The organism is Bythopirellula goksoeyrii (genome assembly GCF_008065115.1).
Taxonomy (GTDB): domain Bacteria; phylum Planctomycetota; class Planctomycetia; order Pirellulales; family Lacipirellulaceae; genus Bythopirellula; species Bythopirellula goksoeyrii.
In genome coordinates this window covers 3,613,174-3,626,209 of record NZ_CP042913.1, presented here as the reverse complement: position 1 = coordinate 3,626,209, position 13,036 = coordinate 3,613,174, and the positions used below count along the sequence as shown (strand labels likewise).

Below are 13,036 nucleotides of genomic sequence, written 5' to 3'. Positions count from 1 at the left end.
TGCGGGTCACGCATCCGGCTCTTCAAGTTGCTGCCTTAGGTTTCAAACAGTCGTTGCTGTTTGATGAAGACCTGTCGGGAAGGGTTCAAGGCATGCCAACGGTCGGTGAGCGGCATCAATCGTTCGGCGAACCAGGCGTTGGAATACGCCTGATGGATGCCATAGCTGACACTGCGTCTCCAAACGCCAGCACGAGTGAAGGCGGTCTTAGCCGCCGACTTCCGAGAAACGCCACGTGTTTGCAGGTGGCGGAACAGATACCGGTCCCGCTTCTTCTGACGAATGATAATCGCCCGAATACGACGCCGAATGTGGGCGTCGAACTTGTGGAGCGGTCGCAGGGAATCTTCGGTACACAACCGAAAGTATCCAATCCATCCTCGCAGGTAGCGTTCGGTTCTCTCGAAGCACGTCGACAGCGATTGACCCCAGACTCGTGGCGTTAGCTCACGAATACGGGCATCCATTCGCTCCTTAGTTCGGCGAGAGATTGCCACCATGACTTGGCCCTCGGCATTCTTGCCGAGTTGAAAGCCGAGGAAAGTTAGATAATTCGGACCCGTGACGGAACTCTTGTCTTCATTGACCAGCAGACGCAAGCGTCTATCAATGAATTTACTGACGGAGTCCATCACCCGACGACCGGCACGTTCGCTTTTCACGAACACGCTGAAGTCGTCGGCGTAACGCACGAACCGAAGTCCACGACGTGCCAGTTCCCAATCGAGTTCGTCAAGAACTACATTGGAAAGTAGCGGAGAAAGCGGACCACCTTGCGGTGCGCCTTCGGTCGTGGCCGTTCGTGTGCCATCGGGCAACACAACCTTCGCCTTGAGCATGCCATGCACTAGCTTTAGGAGACGCCCATCCTTTACGTGGTTCGCCAAGCGGTTTAATAGCCGCTGGTGGTGAACACGATCGAAGAACTTTGAAAGGTCAATATCGACCGTCCAGGCATATCCTTCTGCCAGATATTGCTTGGCCGCAGCAATGGCCGTTTGTGCACCACGCCTCGGACGGAATCCGTGACTGCTGTCGTGAAACGTCGGCTCGAAGATCGGCTCCAAAACTTGGAGTACGGCCTGCTGAACCCAGCGGTCCACGACATTCGGAATACCTAGGCCCCGATGCCCGCCACCGGACTTGGGAATCCAGACCCGGCGAATGTCGCCAGGCAGGTAGGTACCCGAAAGCAATTCACGGCGTAGCTGAGCAAGCAGTTGGGGCGAAGCCTCAACCACTTCCCGTACACCACGTCCGTCCACACCTGCCGCACCTTTATTGCGCGCGACGTTAAGCAACGCCCGGGCCAAATTAGACACCGAGGCTACTTGTTCCAGTGACCGACTTGTGTCGTCGGCTACCCAGGTGGCTGGATGATCTACCTCCTTGGTATTCGCTCTGAGCAGCAGGTGCGACTTTCCCTTGGATTCGTCCGAGGTTCTCTCGTCCTTGCCCCCATGCGGGCTGTCGGCAAACGCGAAAGCCAGTTGGCATGTTCCAGCACTTAACAACTTGTCGCCCCCTTCGCTCCACCGGCATTACCCAGCTTCAGCACTACTATGGGGCGATCCGACTTCTCTGCGGGCATCAACCGGTCGTCGTTGCCTTCTTCCGGAATACCGATAGGCGGACCCGCAGAGATCTCCTGGGGTAAGATCGAACAATGTCCTGCCGCCTCCGCCCTCACTACTCCTCGGCCACCAACGGATATCGGGCGTCGCGCTGGAAGGCACGCTAACCCAGGTCCGAGAAGCCCGTTTGAGGGTTCACTTACGTTCGGTGCTGCAGTTCGGCTACGGCTTCCTCCCCACACGCCCTCGCGGGATAGACTTCGATTGTCCAATGTCCAAACTCCGTCTCGTGCAGTTGCTTTCACCTCGTGGTTACCTCCGTTAGGATCCACAGGGGACTTCCACCCTCAATCGCTCGACCATGCCCAGCGCACCTCCGCTGCTACGCAGCTACGGAGTTGGGGGCGGACCTACCGACAGGGCTAAACCCTAAAAACAAATGTGCGCATCTTGACGGACACTACCCGTTGCCAGCCGGATGGCGTTGTCGACGTGGTGCACGCCTCGGCGACTGGCGACCCGTTGTAACCGTGCCGCGTCCGTGGCAAAGTAGTTGCCCAGCAAACGGGACTTGGCCAGTAGTCTGTGAAACCGCTGTTCCCACAATTGCCGGCTCGTGCCGAGCCGGTCGAAGATGCCGGCCACTTCCTCCGAGAGTCGTGCCTTGCCCTGACGGCACAACCGACTGGTGTAGTCGACCAACAGCAGATAGCTCCCTAGGGAAAAACCTTCGATCATCCCTTCCCGAGGTCCACCTTTGTTGCGCAAGTCCTCGATGGGGCAGAGCCAGTGGTCTGCCTCCAACAGGCCGATGGCCCAAGAGCCAGCCACCGAGCCGTGGGCTGCCTCTGAGAGTGCGGGGATTTTTCCCTTTTCTCTGGCATGGCAGACCCGTTGGCGAATCGAGGTATGTGGGCTGGTTTCGGGGGTGGCCGCCACTCCCGCCGCGACGGGGTTGAGGTCGATGTACGCACACGTGGCCAGGAGAGCCTCCTCTCCTGGCGAGCAGGACTCGGACAGTCGCGATCCGCTTTTGCCGAGCTCCACTCTGCAGCCGCGTCGCGGCTAAACTTTGTAATTGCCTGTGAACCCTCTTTTGCAGATAATAGGTATATGAGTACTTCGCTGAACTCCCCTGCCCCGCGTCGTGAACCCCACCTGCTCAAGTTCGGGCTCAAGCAACTTTTTCTGATTGTCACGCTAGCTGGCTTATTCTGTACGCTCATTGTCCTGACTCACGGCCCTTGGCCACTGGTGATCCTCGCGGTAACGCTGCTTCTGCTGGCTCACGTCCTGGGGAACCTGATTGGCACTCGTTTGCGCGACACTTCTCAAGAAGTTCGTCAGTGGCGGGCCACTGATCCACGGCAGGTCCCCGACCATCCTCATTCGACCCCAGAACCTTACGAGATGGCCAAGTTATCCCTTCCTGAAGAAACCAACTTGGCCAATTTCAGCCAGTTAGTAAGAGGCATGCGGTGGTTCTTGCTTACGGGGTTCTTGATCGGAACCTTGTTGGGGGGCACACTGCTAGCCGCTACCATCGGAAACCGCGTCGGCTGGTCGGGGTGGGTGGTTGGCACGATCTCTAGCGCAGTGTTGGGTACCTGGGTCGCCTTCTTGGGGGTGAGCTTCACAGCGATTGCTCGGGATGCTCTGCGACAAGCGCACAGTCGTCAGTAAACTTTACCGAGGTATAGCAGGCTAGATCCTGCGAGTCACATTCACTCCGTTAATGCTCTCTTGTTCGTGGAGAAAATAGTAGACATTGATCTCGACTGTATCGTTCAGGAAGTTGATTTGGCCCAATTCAATCCTGCTAATCTTTAGCCCGGTCCGTTCTTCTAGGTCTGCCAGGAGCTCTTCGTATCTGGCTGGTTTCGCTAGTTCGATCTTCTCATAAAGAATCTGCTCTCGCATCTCTCGTTTAACGAACGAGAGATTCTCTAGAAAAGCAGAAAGGAGGACAATAACTATGTTCGTGAATGCCAGCTCAGCATAGCTCATTTTCTTGTTTGCCAAGGAATTTACGACAGCAATTCCGATGACCATAAACAAATAGGTCATCTCCTTGATAGGTATGGTATCCGTACGATACCGAAGAATTCCAAAGATGGCAAAGAGTCCTAACGCCATGCCTAGTCCGAGGTCAAACTTTTTAAGTGTAAAGCATATGAAAAAGACCATGACGTTAATCATGAAATACGTAAATAGAAAATCTTTGGTGCCGGAGTTTTTGTAGTAGACCAAGCAAACAAGTATCGTCACAACAACGCAATTGATGCCAAAACGCACTAGGAGTTTCAGCATGTCGTCATCATAGAGTGGAATCTCAAGTGGTTCCAATACAGCGAGAGCTAGAGATTCCAACATTCTGAAGCAGACCTATGTTAAGCGGTTCGGGCCGTCTAAGCGATTTTCTTAATCGCCAGAAGTTTGCGTTTGAAACGGTTGTATTTCAGATGAGGCTTGAGCAGTGAACTCCCAAGACAATACTTACTCACTCGCATGGGCCGAACGCCCAGATTTCGAAGGTGTTTGCGAACTGGGGAAGAACGATCGTCCTTTTCCTGTTTTACTTCGGCGATGACGAGATCAGGCAACTGTTCGTGGGTGCCTGAAAGATGGAAGTCAAGTCCCAAGTCAAATGTCACCCGTTCAGCACAAAGCTGGTTTACGAGTGTGATGCGAGAAAAGTAGATCCACAACTGCGGTTTTAAGTCAGGCAAATCTCCGGTCTGCGAGAGAACAAAATCGCCCAAATTCGGAGAAATATTTTCCTCGATTGCAGGGATCGCAATCCGTCGCTTCTTGGTGCGGCCTTTGCTGTTTTTCAGCTTGATCTCAAAAAAGCAGCAGCCGTTGGACGAATACTTGCGCATTCGAATTTTCTTTCGATTCAGCTTGCCGTTATGATGGTCAAGATAGCTCGTGAGCTCCGGCGTGTCGAAGTAGAGTGTGGCATAGGGAGACACACAGACCCCCTCGACTTCCAGCACACTATACTCGGACTTGAGTTGAGATAGCAAATGTAGCAGGTGATCACGCCCCAGGACGTATTTCGTATCTACGCGGTCCATCAGCGCCACACTGTCCATCTCGGACAGGCTGATCCGGTTCATGGAGCTAATCGCGTGATGTATATCTGCCGAATCACGAGCAGTCGCATTTTGCTCAGAGAGCAGATTCATCGATGATCTCCCCCCCGTCGCGTGAACAAAGACTGCGGATCGTGTCGGCGTCGACCTCCTCAGAGACAAAATGAACGGATCCATCTGCCATGAGAATCTGTGCTCCACCAGGGTGTTCGGAATAGATGCGCTCTTCGCTCCAGGCGTCTGGTGGTAGCTTTCCGTTGACTTGTCCTCGAATATGGCTGACGTTGCTACCTGAGGCCCATGCCCCATTGAGAGCATCAATCTCGCCCGAGCCCTTCAAGTCGACTCCGCGTCCAGTACACTCACCGACACATGCTGAGTACGACAATCCGTCGGTGATATTGGCTGGTCGCACTCTGGGAGGCTCAATGACAGTGTCCTCATCTGGCAAGCCTTTCGTGCCGACCAATACCCCACGTTGCCTTCCGTAGGGTTGCCCATCTGTTGGGTTGATCTTATCTCGATGAGGTCCTGAGATACCGAGATAGTCGATGCATGCCATCCCGTCGCCCTGGCCAGTTCCCAAACCGGTTAGGTAGCCATCGTTCGTTCGATGGGATTCTATGAGACTCGTACTGGGACAGAGGTAGGTATCGATCACAGTCCCTGTTGAAGGCAGATTGGCAGGGTCGGTAAGAGGTATCTTGAAGTTTATGCCATCGAGGACGATGCCGGACTCCATATAATCAAGTAAATATGCCGACCATCCTATGGAAAAAGTAGTCGGTAGATCACGCGGTCCCGACCATTTCTTGCCCGGAGGAAAATAGCCCACAGCGCTAACGTGATTGTTAAGCCCTAACCCAATTTGCTTGAGATTGTTCTGGCAAGTCGAGCGCCGCGCTGATTCGCGAGCAGCTTGTATTGCGGGGAGTAGCAATGCGATCAAGATACCGACGATGGCGATCACAACCAGCAACTCTACAAGTGTGAAGGCACTGAACTTTGGGGAAGCAAAGCGGAAGTATCCAAGCGAGCGAGGCAAAGAACGTGGCATTGGGGATGATTCTATTGAGGAAACTACCATTGTTGCCAATCGTCTGAGAAGAAGAATTGAGAGGAATCAATCCAACCATGTTTGCCAAAAACCGCGCCGGTGAGTTAGCGGGGAGGGGAAAGGTTGATCTGTTAGTACTCGTATTCTAATCTAAACAGAATTATTAATCAAAACTTAACATAATCTACATAAAGAATTTACACAATCCAAAACCACTGATACTGCACTTAGAGCTTACTTTGATAGTATCTAGCGCACTCAAGAGACGCTAAAGATCTGCAGGTCAGCGTTGCAATAAACCACGTGTGAATTGCACCCAACGGACTAGTTATTCAGGTTTGGCCCTGCACCCGCTCGATCCCTAGCGCGGTTACATCTACTTGTGGGCTCTTGCCCAAGATAAGGTCCCGCATCACCCTAGCCGTGCCTGTCGAAAGCTGAATCCCCGCACGAAAATGTCCCGTGGCGATCCAAGCATTCTCCCAATCCAGTAGCTGCCCCAAGTAAGGAAGCTCATCAGGGGTAGCGGGTCGCAGGCCGGCCCAGTGGTTCATTACTTGAAAGTCACGAAGCGTCGGACAGAGTTCATGGGCAAAATCAAGCAACTCTTTCCGAGCTTCAAGGGTGGTTTGTTGGTTAAATCCAACCTCTTCCTGAGTGGAGCCTACGAGAATACAGTCGTCTGAACGGGGCATTAGGTACCGGGGGCCCTTGTTCACTATCCGATGTAGGATTCCGGCGTGTCCATTCAATTGGAGTATTTGCCCACGAACTGGCTTCAGCGGCAAATTGAGACCCAGGCTAGGACCAAGTTCTTCAGTCCAGCAACCTGCGGTAAGACAAAAATTATCGGCACAGATTGGTGAAGTGTTGGTAAGTGCTGCCGAGATTCGGTTTCCAGATTTGTCGAACCCTGTAACCTGGCAATGGGGCTTCAGTGTGACTCCTTCATTCAAGCAGGCCGATTCAAGTGCCTGCAAATGGTGGCGAGAGTGAAGTTGAGCCTCGTTCGGCAGGAAAACCCCGTCGCCCAGATGTTCTATACGAGGTTCAATATCTGTCAATGCAGGTGGAGGCAACCGATGAAAGGGAACTCCCCATTGGTCCCAGATTCTGCATTTTTCTTGGAGAGATGGATCGCCAAGATACACTGCCCCCCTTGTTTCATAGCCATTATCAATCTCCGTGACTTCGGCCAGTTTTGTGTGCCACTGTCTATGCAGCTTCTCGCTCAACCCTGCAAGTTGGTCAAAGGCGCTACACGAAGGCCATTTGTCTTCAGGAGGTCCTGGGGGAAGCATGCCTGCGGCAGCCCAAGATGCCTCATGCCCCAATTCATGGCTATCTATGAGGCATACCTTGGCACCCTGTTGGGCAAGTTCCCAGGCAAGAGAAAGGCCGACGACTCCGCCACCTACGAGAACGATATCAAAAGAATCACCTATTTTGTGCATTTTCAGGTTATATGCTGAAATTTACTTGAGGACTTACGCATTCGACTCAGCAATTAGAAGTCGCTTTAGCAAAATTGGATCTACCTTACCTCGAAAGCGTATCTTCCCATCGATCTCGACAACCGGAACACATGTGTCGAACTTATTGCGAAGTTGCTCATTCTCATCGATATCTACTTTGCGAGGTGATAATCCATGTGCACATAGCAAGGCGTTGGCGTCATCGCACAAGTGGCAACCTTCTCGCGTGTAAAGGGTTACGTTCATTTGATCACATCTCACAGGGGTAGGTGTCGTGTGACTTTCCATCACGGTGTTTTTTTTCATAGATCAATCTTGTCTTGACCTTTAAGTCGACCCAATCGGGCACCGCAGGGGACTTGTGTCAAGCCCTTGCAAACCCCCTGTAAGAGGGGGTGCTGTCCAGTCCCTAAGTCATTGCCAAATATCATGTTATGACAATCTCGTGGAACCGAAACACCTGCCTGAGTACGATAGATGTAAGCTTTCAGTAGGCCCCATTTTACTTTTCAGGGTCCTGTGAGAGCCAAAATCATTCCCGGTTCTTCATGGCTCTCATCCGAGAGTCAGCCAGTTTTCCTCCCCCCCATTGGTATCGGATGCGACGATGACAACGCGGCGTCAACATCCTCTTCGAAATAGTAGCTATCAGGCTAAGAAGACGATTGTAACCTCTGTGGTCCGCCACTCACAGCGAGGTCGCAGGCAATTATTGGGTAGCAGGGACGCAAAAGCTCCATTTTCACCTCCCGAGGATTGGCACGAACCCACTGAGAACGGTGACCCCTATAAGATCATCGTTCAAGATCCAGGCCCCGGATACCGCCATGTGCTCACGCCCGATCAAGTACGAAAACGCCTGGAGCAGGTTCCTCAGGTATTTCTCCGTGATCTGGAGGTGATCCAGTTCAGCGGAATGACCCGCAAGAAACAGAGTTTCCCGTGCTATGGCATGCAATGGGGTGCAACATTGTATCTCTATCCGCTTGAAGAGTCACGAGAAGAACTGTTTTATGCTCCTCCTCGCCCCGAGGTCGTCAACGAAGCAAAGATGTTTGGGGGACGCTGGGACCGGCCTGACAACTGCTCATGGCGCCTCAGCTGGAGCGAGTCAGCAATTCAGGACTTTTACTTGAACAATATTCTGATCCACGAACTTGGCCACTTGGTAGACGCTCGAAACTCAACCTATACAGATCGTGAACGTTACGCCGAATGGTTTGCTATCCAGCATGGCTACCTAGCAAGTGGCGGCCGAATTGCCAGGCGGAAGTCCGTTCGTCGACGTCATCACAATTGTTGATGCCGCGATTTCGCTGCCCTGCACTGCCCGCCACGGTAGATTCTCGACTTTGCACAAAGGCTACTTGGCTTTCATGCCTACCCGCAATTGGGCCCGAGATTGAGAAACGAGCCGATCGCGAATGGCCAGAGCTTCCTCTCCGCCAACCTTGCGAGTGAGAGCCTCGGCTAGTTGTTCCGAAGCTGCCACCGTGTCTACGGCAGAATCTTTTAGGGATCGATTCGTGAGTACCGAGACCACATTGTCGACCACCTGCACAAAGCCACCGTCGACATAATAGCTTACCGTCTCTTTGCCGGTTCGAAGTCGCAATTCCCCATACCCTAGCCGACCAATCAACGGGCTGTGCCCTCTTCCAACACCCAATTCGCCATCAAACAAGGGGAGCGCAATAAAATCTGCGGTCGCATCCAACACCGTCTCTTCAGGTGTTACTACGATACAGCGGAGCGGGGCAGTTAGGGTGGCTTCTGACATTACGGGAACCTGTTATTTCTTTTCGCTCTTCTTCCACTGCTCTTCGGCCTGCTCGATCACACCAACATACATGAAGGCGCTCTCGGGAAGGTGATCCCACTTCCCGTCGCAGATTTCTTCGAAGCTGCGAATCGTCTCGGAAAGCGGAGTGATCTCGCCGGGCTTGCCGGTAAATACTTCCGCCACAAGGAACGGCTGTGAAAGGAATCGCTCGATGCGCCGGGCACGATGCACAATCATCTTGTCTTCTTCGGAGAGCTCGTCGACACCAAGAATCGCGATGATGTCTTGCAATTCACGATACCGTTGCAAGGTATTCTGCACGCGACGGGCACAGTTGAAGTGACGATCACCCACATACTGCGGATCGAGAATTCGACTTGCCGAAGCCAACGGATCGACCGCTGGGTAGATACCCTTCTCCGAAATCGACCGCTCGAGGTAGAGGAACGCGTCCAGCTGGCCGAAGGCTGTTGCTGGGGCAGGGTCAGTCGGATCGTCGGCAGGTACATAGACCGCTTGCACGGAGGTAATAGCTCCATTGCTGGTCGATGCGATTCGTTCCTGCAAGGCACCCATCTCACTTGCCAGCGTTGGTTGGTATCCCACAGCAGACGGCATACGACCAAGAAGGGCCGACACCTCGCTACCTGCCTGCGAGAACCGGAAGATGTTGTCAACGAACAGCAGAGTATCCGCACCAGTTTTGTCTCGGAAATACTCGGCCATCGTCAAAGCAGACAACGCCACACGAAGACGAGCACCCGGCGGTTCGTTCATCTGTCCGAATACCATGCAGGTCTGATCGATAACGCTGCGGCCCGTGTCCCCGATTTTGGCTTCTTGCATTTCGAGCCAAAGGTCGGTTCCTTCCCGAGTTCGTTCACCTACACCGGCAAACACGGAGTACCCACCGTGGGCAGATGCGATACGGGCGATCAATTCGGTGAGAATAACCGTCTTGCCCAGACCAGCACCACCGAACAACCCCGCTTTACCACCACGTACAAACGGAGTGAGCAGGTCGATCACCTTGATACCGGTTTCGAACAGTTCCGTTTTGGTCGAAAGAGTGTCTAGCTTGGGAGCTTCACGATGGATCGGCCAGTGTTCTTCGGCAGCAACAGGTCCACGGCCATCGACTGCTTCGCCGAGCACGTTAAACACGCGTCCGAGTGTTGCCTCACCCACAGGCACCGTTACAGGTCCTCCCGTGTCAACGCACTCTTGTCCACGAATCAAGCCTTCCGTGGTACCCAAGGCGACACAGCGCACCCGGCCCCCGCCGAGTTGCTGCTGAACCTCACCTGTGAGATTTAGCTTGACGCCCTTGTGTTCAGAAACCACCTTCACAGCGTTATAAATTGCCGGCAGATTCTCTTCGTCGAATTCCACATCAAAGGTGGAACCAATCACCTGAGTGATGTGACCAATATTTTGTGTTGCGGTTGCCATGAATTCTTAGGTCTCCCAGCGATGCGTTGTATCGCGGCTAAATAATTCCGTAATAGGTAAAAGTTATTTGAGTGCCTCGACGCCGCCGATCAAGTCCATCAATTCAGACGTGATTCGACCTTGGCGGGCACGGTTGTATTGCATGCTCAGGCTCTTGATCAATTCGCCTGCGTTCTCCGTTGCTCCCTTCATCGCCACCATCCGAGCAATCTGCTCGCTGACTGCCGAATCCAAAAAGCACTTGAACAGTTTCACTTTGAAACTAGTGGGCACGACTTCTTCCAATATGCTCTCCGGCGAGGGAAGGAAATCGTACTGAGGACCCGCGACGGCCGATGAATCATCAGTTGTTGAATCTTCAGTTCCCAACGAACCTAGCGGAAGCAATGTTTCAACTGCGACGTGCTGGCGGGCGATGCTTTCGTACTTGGTGTATACCACATCGAGTCGATCGATCGCACCAACGGTGTACTCGTCCAGAAAACGATTCGCGATCAATTCTACTTCGGCAAAGGAAGGCTTATCCTCGAAGTGAGTGTAGGATTGATCGGCCTGATAACCGCGAAATTTGAAACCACCAATGCCCCGCTTGCCGGAGATCTCCAGTCGGCAATCGGGAACTTCCGCTTTGAGTTCTTTCCACCGCTCTAAGGCAGCTCGAATCAGGTTCCCGTTGAAACCGCCACACAAACCGCGATTGGCTGTAAGCACCAAAAGAACGGCTCGGTCTGTCTTCTCACGCTTTTCCAAAAGCGGATGACTCACTTTGAGGCCCGTCTTGGTGAGATCGCTAACCAATTGTGTGATACGGTCCGTATAGGCCGTGGCTGCAGCAGCACGATCCATGGCTTTCTTGAAACGTGCCGTAGCGATCAGTTCCATTGTCCGCGTAATTTTACGGATATTGCGAACCGACTTGCGTCGCTTATCAAGTTCTCTGGGATTGGCCATTAGGAGGGGGTTAGCTGTTAGGTATTAGTAGTTAGTGAAGAAAGGCGAGCCGCGAGCGTTAGCGACCGGAGTAAAAAGTTCTTTATGCCGTCACCGCTTCTGGTTCTTGCTTCGTCGAGCCAATAAACTGCGTTCCGAACTCTTCGATGGCAGACTTGATTTTCTCAGTAAGTTCGTCGTCCAAATCTTTTTTGTTAGCAAGCTCTTCCCGAATTTCAGGTTTTTGATCGCTCATGAATGTGAGGAACTTCTGTTCCCACTCCTGAACTCGCTCGACTGGAACCTTGTCCAGGAATCCACGAGTACCGGCAAAGATCACTAGGACTTGATCCAGCACGTTCAGCGGCTTGTATTGCCCCTGTTTCAGCAGTTCCACCATCCGATAGCCACGATCCAAGCGTGCTTGAGTAGCAGGATCCAGTTCAGTACCTAATTGGGCAAAGGCTTCCAGTTCGCGGAAAGCAGCCAAGTCGAGCCGCAAACCGCCGGCAACTTTTTTCATCGCCTTGATTTGGGCCGCACCGCCGACACGCGATACCGAAATACCGGCGTTCATCGCAGGTTTGACGCCGGAGAAAAACAAGTCCGGTTGCAGGTAAATCTGTCCGTCGGTAATCGAAATCACATTGGTAGGAATGTAGGCCGACACCTCACCTTCCAAGGTCTCAATGATCGGTAGGGAAGTAATTGAACCCCCTCCCAGTTCCTCGGAAAGCTTACAAGAACGCTCCAGCAAACGGCTGTGACAGTAGAACACGTCACCTGGGAAAGCCTCGCGGCCAGGTGGGCGTCGCATCAAGAGCGACAACTCGCGGTAGGCCACGGCTTGCTTGCTCAAGTCGTCATAAACGACCAATGCGTGACCACCTTGGAACATATAATGCTCAGCCATCGCAGTTCCGGAATAAGGAGCGATGTATTGCAGTGGGGCAGGCGTGCTGGCACCCGAGACAATGACCGTCGTATAGTCCATCGCACCCGATTCACGCAATTTCTCAATCACGCCGGCAACGGTTGATTCCTTTTGGCCGATGGCCACATAGAAGCATTTCACCCCGGAATCACCTTGGTTGATGATCGCATCGATGGCGATAGCTGTCTTGCCAGTCTTGCGGTCGCCAATGACGAGTTCACGCTGTCCACGGCCAATCGGCGTCATGGCGTCGACGGCTTTGATGCCAGTCTGCAAAGGTTCACAGACAGGCTGCCGCTGGGACACGCCTGCGGCGATGATTTCTACGTCGCGGCGGTCGTTGGTGACAATCGGACCCTTGCCGTCGAGCGGATTGCCAAGGGGATCGACCACGCGACCCAACAGTGCGTCGCCTACTGGCACACTTAAGAGCTTGCCAGTGCTACGAACTTCTTCACCCTCATTGATCTGCAAGTAATCGCCCAAAATAATCACGCCGACGGAGTTCTCCTCAAGGTTGAACGCCAACCCGTTTACGCCATTGGCGAACTCGACCATTTCACCTGACATCACATCAGCCAACCCATAGACCTGGGCAATACCGTCGCCAACTTCCAATACACGACCTACGTCACGGACGTCGATCTGCGAGGAATAGTTCTCAATTTCCTTCTGGATAACTGAAGCGATTTCGTCGCTATTGAACTTCATTGAAGCTCTCCCGGGAATCTTA

At 53.1% G+C, this 13,036-nt stretch carries 14 protein-coding genes; 2 read left to right on the top strand and 12 right to left on the bottom strand.

Features of this window, described 5'->3' with window-relative positions; translation table 11 throughout:
- Positions 1 to 35 precede the first annotated feature (35 nt).
- The 3 genes from ltrA to Pr1d_RS14450 all read right to left on the bottom strand — a co-directional run bounded on the left by ltrA (position 36) and on the right by Pr1d_RS14450 (position 2,621).
- Positions 36 to 1,514, bottom strand: coding sequence for a group II intron reverse transcriptase/maturase (gene ltrA, locus Pr1d_RS14460; protein ID WP_148072169.1), 1,479 nt, complete (start codon positions 1,512 to 1,514; stop codon positions 36 to 38).
- Positions 1,508 to 1,879 carry a hypothetical protein gene (locus tag Pr1d_RS14455; protein WP_148072168.1) on the bottom strand — a complete coding sequence of 124 codons (372 nt, stop codon included), beginning with the start codon at positions 1,877 to 1,879 and terminating at the stop codon, positions 1,508 to 1,510. Before Pr1d_RS14455 ends, ltrA begins: the two co-directional genes overlap by 7 nt.
- 124 nt (positions 1,880 to 2,003) lie before the next feature.
- Positions 2,004 to 2,621 carry a hypothetical protein gene (locus Pr1d_RS14450; RefSeq protein WP_148074194.1) on the bottom strand — a complete coding sequence of 206 codons (618 nt, stop codon included), beginning with the start codon at positions 2,619 to 2,621 and terminating at the stop codon, positions 2,004 to 2,006.
- Between the two features lie 66 nt (positions 2,622 to 2,687).
- Here Pr1d_RS14450 and Pr1d_RS14445 point away from each other — a divergent pair, with 66 nt between their 5' ends.
- Positions 2,688 to 3,257, top strand: coding sequence for a hypothetical protein (locus Pr1d_RS14445; protein WP_148074193.1), 570 nt, complete (start codon positions 2,688 to 2,690; stop codon positions 3,255 to 3,257).
- A gap of 21 nt (positions 3,258 to 3,278) precedes the next feature.
- Here Pr1d_RS14445 and Pr1d_RS14440 read toward each other — a convergent pair whose 3' ends face one another.
- The 5 genes from Pr1d_RS14440 to Pr1d_RS14420 all read right to left on the bottom strand — a co-directional run bounded on the left by Pr1d_RS14440 (position 3,279) and on the right by Pr1d_RS14420 (position 7,510).
- Positions 3,279 to 3,947, bottom strand: a complete 669-nt coding sequence (locus tag Pr1d_RS14440; RefSeq protein ID WP_210417713.1) for a DUF4956 domain-containing protein — start codon at positions 3,945 to 3,947, stop codon at positions 3,279 to 3,281.
- A 35-nt stretch (positions 3,948 to 3,982) separates the two neighbouring features.
- Positions 3,983 to 4,765 carry a polyphosphate polymerase domain-containing protein gene (locus Pr1d_RS14435; protein ID WP_168205235.1) on the bottom strand — a complete coding sequence of 261 codons (783 nt, stop codon included), beginning with the start codon at positions 4,763 to 4,765 and terminating at the stop codon, positions 3,983 to 3,985.
- Positions 4,749 to 5,729 carry a DUF1559 domain-containing protein gene (locus Pr1d_RS14430; RefSeq protein WP_168205234.1) on the bottom strand — a complete coding sequence of 327 codons (981 nt, stop codon included), beginning with the start codon at positions 5,727 to 5,729 and terminating at the stop codon, positions 4,749 to 4,751. The genes Pr1d_RS14435 and Pr1d_RS14430 overlap by 17 nt, the downstream gene beginning before the upstream one ends.
- 332 nt (positions 5,730 to 6,061) lie before the next feature.
- Entirely contained in the window at positions 6,062 to 7,183 is a 1,122-nt protein-coding gene (gene thiO / locus Pr1d_RS14425) for a glycine oxidase ThiO (protein WP_148074190.1), read from the bottom strand.
- Between the two features lie 33 nt (positions 7,184 to 7,216).
- A complete protein-coding gene (locus Pr1d_RS14420; RefSeq protein WP_210417712.1) occupies positions 7,217 to 7,510 on the bottom strand; it encodes a glutaredoxin family protein in 294 nt (97 codons plus the stop codon).
- A gap of 301 nt (positions 7,511 to 7,811) precedes the next feature.
- On the opposite strand from Pr1d_RS14420, the gene Pr1d_RS14415 reads away from it, so the two are divergent.
- Complete coding sequence (locus Pr1d_RS14415; protein WP_148074189.1) at positions 7,812 to 8,507, top strand: hypothetical protein; 696 nt, start codon at positions 7,812 to 7,814, stop codon at positions 8,505 to 8,507.
- A 60-nt stretch (positions 8,508 to 8,567) separates the two neighbouring features.
- Here Pr1d_RS14415 and Pr1d_RS14410 read toward each other — a convergent pair whose 3' ends face one another.
- The 4 genes from Pr1d_RS14410 to atpA form a co-directional block, all read right to left on the bottom strand.
- Entirely contained in the window at positions 8,568 to 8,984 is a 417-nt protein-coding gene (locus Pr1d_RS14410; RefSeq protein ID WP_148074188.1) for a F0F1 ATP synthase subunit epsilon, read from the bottom strand.
- 12 nt (positions 8,985 to 8,996) lie between these two features.
- The gene (gene atpD / locus Pr1d_RS14405; protein WP_148074187.1) at positions 8,997 to 10,439 is read right to left on the bottom strand and encodes a F0F1 ATP synthase subunit beta; all 1,443 of its coding nucleotides are present in this window, start codon (positions 10,437 to 10,439) and stop codon (positions 8,997 to 8,999) included.
- Positions 10,440 to 10,502: 63 nt separating this feature from the next.
- Positions 10,503 to 11,390: an ATP synthase F1 subunit gamma gene (atpG, locus tag Pr1d_RS14400; protein WP_148074186.1), complete on the bottom strand. Its 888-nt coding sequence runs from the start codon at positions 11,388 to 11,390 to the stop codon at positions 10,503 to 10,505.
- An 82-nt stretch (positions 11,391 to 11,472) separates the two neighbouring features.
- Complete coding sequence (gene atpA, locus Pr1d_RS14395; RefSeq protein WP_148074185.1) at positions 11,473 to 13,014, bottom strand: F0F1 ATP synthase subunit alpha; 1,542 nt, start codon at positions 13,012 to 13,014, stop codon at positions 11,473 to 11,475.
- Between the last annotated feature and the right edge of the window lie 22 nt (positions 13,015 to 13,036).

Coding starts and splice junctions, on each gene's coding strand:
- Pr1d_RS14445 (WP_148074193.1), top strand. CDS start 2,688: ATGAGTACTTCGCTGAACTCCCCTGCCCCGCGTCGTGAACCCCACCTG.
- Pr1d_RS14440 (WP_210417713.1), bottom strand. CDS start 3,947: ATGTTGGAATCTCTAGCTCTCGCTGTATTGGAACCACTTGAGATTCCA.
- Pr1d_RS14435 (WP_168205235.1), bottom strand. CDS start 4,765: ATGAATCTGCTCTCTGAGCAAAATGCGACTGCTCGTGATTCGGCAGAT.
- Pr1d_RS14430 (WP_168205234.1), bottom strand. CDS start 5,729: ATGCCACGTTCTTTGCCTCGCTCGCTTGGATACTTCCGCTTTGCTTCC.
- thiO (WP_148074190.1), bottom strand. CDS start 7,183: ATGCACAAAATAGGTGATTCTTTTGATATCGTTCTCGTAGGTGGCGGA.
- Pr1d_RS14420 (WP_210417712.1), bottom strand. CDS start 7,510: ATGAAAAAAAACACCGTGATGGAAAGTCACACGACACCTACCCCTGTG.
- Pr1d_RS14415 (WP_148074189.1), top strand. CDS start 7,812: ATGACAACGCGGCGTCAACATCCTCTTCGAAATAGTAGCTATCAGGCT.
- Pr1d_RS14410 (WP_148074188.1), bottom strand. CDS start 8,984: ATGTCAGAAGCCACCCTAACTGCCCCGCTCCGCTGTATCGTAGTAACA.
- atpD (WP_148074187.1), bottom strand. CDS start 10,439: ATGGCAACCGCAACACAAAATATTGGTCACATCACTCAGGTGATTGGT.
- atpG (WP_148074186.1), bottom strand. CDS start 11,390: ATGGCCAATCCCAGAGAACTTGATAAGCGACGCAAGTCGGTTCGCAAT.
- atpA (WP_148074185.1), bottom strand. CDS start 13,014: ATGAAGTTCAATAGCGACGAAATCGCTTCAGTTATCCAGAAGGAAATT.